The sequence below is a fragment of the Streptomyces tricolor genome, from assembly GCF_002155905.1.
GTDB classification, from domain to species: domain Bacteria; phylum Actinomycetota; class Actinomycetes; order Streptomycetales; family Streptomycetaceae; genus Streptomyces; species Streptomyces tricolor.
In genome coordinates this window covers 1-5,755 of sequence record NZ_MUMF01000551.1, presented here as the reverse complement: position 1 = coordinate 5,755, position 5,755 = coordinate 1, and the positions used below count along the sequence as shown (strand labels likewise).

5 protein-coding genes are annotated in these 5,755 nt (G+C 74.9%); 4 read left to right on the top strand and 1 reads right to left on the bottom strand.

The genetic code is table 11. The annotated features are described in order from the left end of the window. The coding region (locus CCN44_RS33285; protein WP_086701997.1) for a bifunctional adenosylcobinamide kinase/adenosylcobinamide-phosphate guanylyltransferase at positions 1-826 on the top strand (826 nt) is incomplete at its 5' end. A gap of 19 nt (positions 827-845) precedes the next feature. On the opposite strand, the gene CCN44_RS33280 is transcribed toward CCN44_RS33285, so the two are convergent. Then, complete coding sequence (locus CCN44_RS33280) at positions 846-1,829, bottom strand: class I SAM-dependent methyltransferase (protein ID WP_059248908.1); 984 nt, start codon at positions 1,827-1,829, stop codon at positions 846-848. Positions 1,830-1,962: 133 nt separating this feature from the next. Here CCN44_RS33280 and cobT point away from each other — a divergent pair, with 133 nt between their 5' ends. The 3 genes from cobT to CCN44_RS45700 form a co-directional block, all read left to right on the top strand. After that, positions 1,963-3,084: a nicotinate-nucleotide--dimethylbenzimidazole phosphoribosyltransferase gene (cobT, locus tag CCN44_RS33275; protein WP_086701995.1), complete on the top strand. Its 1,122-nt coding sequence runs from the start codon at positions 1,963-1,965 to the stop codon at positions 3,082-3,084. Positions 3,085-3,200: 116 nt separating this feature from the next. Continuing rightward, on the top strand, positions 3,201-4,997 hold the full coding sequence (locus CCN44_RS33270; RefSeq protein ID WP_237482033.1) for a phosphatidylglycerol lysyltransferase domain-containing protein: 1,797 nt from the start codon (positions 3,201-3,203) through the stop codon (positions 4,995-4,997). A 70-nt stretch (positions 4,998-5,067) separates the two neighbouring features. Then, positions 5,068-5,755 (top strand): hypothetical protein (locus CCN44_RS45700; RefSeq protein WP_208639886.1); only part of this gene is annotated, 688 nt, incomplete at its 3' end.

Genomic DNA, 5,755 nt, shown 5'->3' with positions numbered 1-5,755 from the left:
GCGGCTGCTGTACCTGCCGCCGGGCGGGGCGCCGGCCGGTCTCGCGGAGGCCACGGCGGAGTCGTACGACATGCTCCTCGCGGACGTCGTGGGCCGCCCCGACGCGGTCGCCCGGCTCCGCGCGGTCGGCTCGGTCGGCCCCACGACGGACGTGCTCGCCGTCCACCTGGACCACGACGTGCCGCCCGGCCCGGAGCTGCGCCGCCGGCTCGCGGCGGCCGGCGCGCGGGCGGTGCCGGACGGTACGACGCTCGTGGTGGGCGCGTACGAGGACGTGCCGGACGTGCCGCGCCGGACGCTGGTGCTGGGCGGGGCGCGCTCGGGCAAGTCGGTGGAGGCGGAACGGCGGCTGGAGACCTTTCCCGAGGTGCTGTACGTGGCGACGGGCGGCACCCGGGGCGGGGACACCGAGTGGGCGGCGCGGGTGGCCGCGCACCGGGAGCGGCGGCCGGGGTCGTGGCGTACGACGGAGACGACGGACCTGGTGCCGCTGCTGGCCGAGGCCGGGCCGCCGCTGCTGATCGACTGTCTGTCGCTGTGGCTGACGGACGCGATGGACTCCGTGGGGGCGTGGGACGACGCGGAGTGGGCGGGCGGCGGCGAGAAGGCGCTGCGCGAGCGGGTACGGGAGCTGACGTCCGCGGTGCGCGCCGCGCGGCGGACGGTGGTGGCCGTGTCCAACGAGGTCGGCTCGGGCATCGTCCCCGCGACCGCCTCCGGCCGCCGCTACCGCGACGAACTCGGCCGTCTGAACGCGGCGTTCGGGGCGGAGTGCGAGCAGGTGGTGCTGGTGGTGGCGGGTCAGGCGCTGGTGCTGCGGGGCTGAGGGCGAGCGCTCCGAGGGCCTACCCGGCGTCCTTCCGGGCCACGATCCGGTACGCGTTGGAGAAGCGGGTGCGGCGCAGGAGCGGGCCGAGTCCGTGGTCCAGTGCCGCGGCCAGGTCCATGAACGGGGTCGCCGCCAGCTGGACCAGGGGGTGGGCGTGGGCCAGAAGGAGGGCGACGGCCGCCGACAGGTCGTGGGGCACGTGCGGATCCCTGCGGTCCGTCACCAGGATCGCGCAGCCCAGGCGCTCCAGTTCCGCCCGCAGGTTGGCCAGGGGCAGCAGGTGCAGGTGGCGCGGCTGGCCGTAGGGCAGCCACCACCTGCCGAGCAGCAGGGCGAACACGCACCGGGGGTCGGGGACTTCGACGACCAGGTGGCCGCCGGTCCGCAGCACGGTGAGCGCGGCGCGCAGTTCGGCGCGCGGGTCGGGCGCGTGCGCCAGGTGGTGGAACATGGTGACGACGTCGTAGCGGGCGCGCAGCCGGGCCGCCGTCCCCGGCGTCGACAGATAGCCGCGGTGCGCCTCCTCGACCCGCCCCTCCAGCAGCGCCTGCTCGACCCGCGCCGTCGGATCCAGCCCGTCGAAGCTGGTGTAGGGGAAGAACTCCTTCGCCGCCTCGGGGAAGCGGGCGTGGCCGGTGCCGACGTCCAGCCAGCTCTCCGGTTCGCGCAAGGCCGACAGCCGCCGGGCGGTGGCGCGGTGCCGGCGCTGGACCGCCCGGGCGGACAGGACGCGGGCGGTGAACTCCTCCAGCTGTCTTTCGTAGAAGTCCCGGTGGAAGAAGGCGAGTCCCTCCGCGCTGAGCCGCGGGTTCTGGAAGGCATGGCCGCAGTCCCGGCAGGCGTCGAGGACGAAGGTGCCCGCCCGGTGCCGCAGCGGGTCGGGCGCGCGCAGCCGGGTGCGCAGCTTCCGCGAGCCGCACCAGGGGCAGTCCTCGCGGCGCGGCTCCTGCAAGGGGTCGAAGGGGGTGGTGATCTGCGGGGTGAGGGGCGAGGTCGGCATGGGCGGCTCCCTGTGCGACATTCCGCGGCAAACCGGAACGTATGGGATCGGGTTCCGCGGTGCAATGACGCCGTGCGGATGTGGTGGCGACGTGGCGCGGGAGCCCTCGTTCACTGGCGGTACTGTTCGGCGAATGAGCAGCCTTGAACTGGACGACTTCACCGATCTGATCGAGCGCCCGGACGGGGGCGTGCGCCGTGACGCCGAGGCCCGGCGGGAGCGCCGGATCGTGCCGCCGGGGGCGCTGGGCCGCCTCGACGAGCTGGGCGAGTGGCTGGCCGCCGCGCGGGGCACCGTACCGGTACGGCCGGTGGAACGGCCGCGGGTGGTGCTGTTCGCCGGTGATCACGGCGTCGCCGGGCTGGGCGTCTCGGCGCGGCCCGCGGGCGGGGCGGAGCAGCTGGTGCGGGCGGTGCTGGAGGGTGCGAGTCCGGTGTCCGTGCTCGCGCGCCGGCTGGAGGTGCCGGTACGGGTCGTGGACATGGCCCTGGACTGCGCGCCGGACGCCCTGCCGAAGGACGTGAGCCGGTACCGCGTGCGGCGGGGCAGCGGCCGTATCGACATCGAGGACGCGCTCACCCCGGAGGAGGCCGAGGCCGCCCTGCGCGCGGGGATCGCCGTCGCCGACGAGGAGGCCGACTCGGGCACCGATCTGGTGGTGCTCGGCGATGTCAGCGTGGGCGGGACCACCCCGGCGGCGGTGCTGATCGCCGCGCTGTGCGGGACCGACGCCTCCGTGGTGACCGGGCGGGGCGGGGTCGCCATCGACGACCTGGCGTGGATGCGCAAGTGCGCGGCGATCCGGGACGCGCTGCGCCGGGCCCGGCCGGTGCTCGGGGACCAGTTGCAGCTGCTGGCGACGGTGGGCGGGGCGGACCTCGCGGCGATGACCGGGTTCCTGCTCCAGTGCGCGGTGCGCAAGCTGCCGGTGATCCTCGACGGGGTCGTGGCCGCCGCGTGCGCGCTGGTCGCCCAGCGGGTCGCGTTCCGGGCGCCGGACTGGTGGCTGGCCGGACACGCCAGCGGGGAGCCGGGGCAGGCCAAGGCGCTGGACCGGATGGCCCTGGAGCCGCTGCTGGACCAGGGCGTGAAGGTCGGCGAGGGGGTCGGCGCGCTGCTGGCGCTGCCCCTGGTGCGGTCCGCCGCGGCGCTGGCCGCCGAGCTGCCGGAGAAGCCGGAGGAGCTGGCGGAGCCGGAGGAGCCGGAGACCGAGCAGGTCCCGGAGACGGAGGGAACGGAGCAGTTCCCCGAGTGACCCGTCCGCCGGCGACGGGCCGGCCGGGAAGCGGGGTCGGGGGAAGCGAGAGGGCGATGTCCTCGATGGTGTGAAAAGTGCGGTTCGCCAGAGCCGCGCCCATATGATCCTGCCCCATGGGAGATGCCCGAATTGCCGTGGAGCAGCGTGTCGAGGCGGCGCGGCCGGGTGAGCGGGTGCGGCGGTCCACGGGGGCTTCCCGGCGGGCCGCCGCGTTCGCCGTCTGGTACCTGCGGACCGTCGCCTTCATCAACTTCCTCAGCGCGGCATGGGTCTCGCTCGGCCAGGACGTGCGCCGGCACAACCAGGACGACTTCTTCACGCCGTACCTGCTGACGGCCGGCTTCGCCTCCGGTGTCTTCACCGCGTTCCTGGCGATCACCATGCGGCGCCGGAAACGGGCCGCGTGGATCCTCAACCTGGTGATGAGCGGCCTCTTCCTGGCCCTGTTCGCGTTCGCCATGGCGTTCCCGGAGATCCGGCGGTACGCGCAGAACTGGGTGTCCCTGGCGCTGACCGCCGCCTTCGTGGCCGCGCTGCTCGTCGGCCGCCGGGAGTTCTACGCCAAGGGCGACCGGTCCAACCCCCGGCTCGCGGCCACGGTGGCCGTCGGCGGCGGGCTGGTGGCGAGCCTGCTGGCCGGGCTGCTGGTGACGGTGACCGATCAGGCGCCGGACGCGGCCCGCGCGACGTTCCCGGAGCGCTGGCACTACGGCACCCTGCGGCTGGTGTCCGTGGCGGCCGAGGAGGCCCGCTTCCCCGGGATCGACCCGCCGAACTGGGCCAACGTGGCGATCAACGTGCTCAGTACGGCCCTCGTCCTGGCCGTCCTCTACGCCGCCTTCCGCTCCCGGCGGGCCGTCGACCCGCTCACCGAGGACGACGAGATGCGGCTGCGTGCACTGCTGGAGCGGCACGGCGAGCGCGACTCGCTCGGCTACTTCGCGCTGCGCCGGGAGAAGAGTGCCGTGTGGTCGCCGACGGGGAAGGCGGCCGTCGTCTACCGGGTGGTGGGCGGGGTGAGCCTGGCGTCCGGGGATCCGATCGGGGACCCCGAGGCGTGGCCGGGCGCGATCGGGCCGTGGCTCGCGCAGGCGCGGGCGCACGGCTGGATCCCGGCGGTGATGGGCGCGAGCGAGGAGGCCGGGACGGTCTACTCCCGGCACGGTCTGGACGCGCTCGAACTCGGTGACGAGGCGATCGTGGAGGTCGCCGAGTTCACGCTGGAGGGCCGGGCCATGCGGACCGTCCGGCAGGCGTACAACCGGGTGCGGCGGGCCGGGTACCAGGTGCGGATCCGGCGGCACGCGGACATCCCGCCGGACGAGACGGCGTTCCTCGTCGAGCGCGCCGACGACTGGCGCGACGGCGCCACCGAGCGCGGCTTCAGCATGGCGCTCGGCCGGCTCGGCGACCCCGGCGACGGCCGCTGCGTGATGCTGGAGTGCACGGACGCCGAGGGGCGGCTGCGGGCGCTGCTCTCCTTCGTGCCGTGGGGGCCGCACGGGCTGTCCCTGGACCTGATGCGGCGGGACCGGGACTCCGACAACGGGCTGATGGAGTTCATGGTCATCGAGCTGCTGCGGCGGGCCGGCGAGATCGGGATCACGCAGGTCTCACTCAACTTCGCGATGTTCCGGTCGGTCTTCGAACGTGGCGCGCGCCTCGGCGCCGGACCGGTGCTGAGGCTGTGGCGGTCGCTGCTCAGCTTCTTCTCCCGCTGGTGGCAGATCGAGTCGCTGTACCGCGCCAACGCCAAGTACCGGCCCATCTGGGAGCCGCGGTTCCTGCTCTTCGAGAAGAGCGCGGACCTGCCGCGCATCGGCCTCGCGTCGGCTCGCGCGGAGGGCTTCCTCGAAGCGCCGGGACTGCCGAAGTGGCTGCACCGCAGGCACCTGGACACGCACCGATGAGACACGCTCGACGGGGGAACGCTCGATGGCCGGAACGCTCGACGGCGGCACGTTCGACGAGGGACGCGGGGTGAGGGCGCTCGCCCGCTGGGCCCGGACCGAGTGGGGGCCGCTGCACGCCGCCGTGCGGACCCGCCTGCGCGACCGGGGTCCGGCGGCCGTACCGATGACGCTCGCGGCGGTGGGCCTGACGGCCTCGCTGCACTACGTGCAGAACCAGCCGTGGGGTTTCCGGCTGGTGCAGGACCTGGGTGCCGTACGGGCCGAGGACCCGCTGTGGCTGGCCCTGCTGCGCACCCCCCTGTCGCTGTACGTGCCCGCGCTGGACCTGCCGGTGTGGGGCGCGCTGGCGCAGATCCTGCTGGTGTTCGGCATCGCCGAGCTGTGCCTGGGCCGGTGGCGGACGCTGGCCCTCGCCTACGTCGCCACGCTCGCCGGGACCCTGTACGCGCGCCTGGGCATCACGCTCGGCGCGCACGCCCCGTTCGGGCTGCCGTGGACCGACGCGCAGGTGGTGGACACCGGCCCGTCGGCGGCCGTGGTGGGGCTCGCGGTGTTCGTGGGCTGGCGGTACGGCGCCTACGCGACGGCGGGCGCGGTGACGGCGGCCATGGTCGTGGAGGTGCTGGTGAAGGAGAACCTGGCGGGCAAGGAGCACCTGGCCGCGCTGATGGCGGTGGGGGCGCTGTGTCTGCTGGTGGCGCTGCGGCAGCGGCAGGTGAGCGGGCCGGGCCGGGCCCGCCGTCACCGGTGGCCGG

Excerpts from the sequence above, each read along its gene's own strand:
- CCN44_RS33280 (WP_059248908.1), bottom strand. The coding sequence starts at position 1,829 with ATGCCGACCTCGCCCCTCACCCCGCAGATCACCACCCCCTTCGACCCC.
- cobT (WP_086701995.1), top strand. The coding sequence starts at position 1,963 with ATGAGCAGCCTTGAACTGGACGACTTCACCGATCTGATCGAGCGCCCG.
- CCN44_RS33270 (WP_237482033.1), top strand. The coding sequence starts at position 3,201 with ATGGGAGATGCCCGAATTGCCGTGGAGCAGCGTGTCGAGGCGGCGCGG.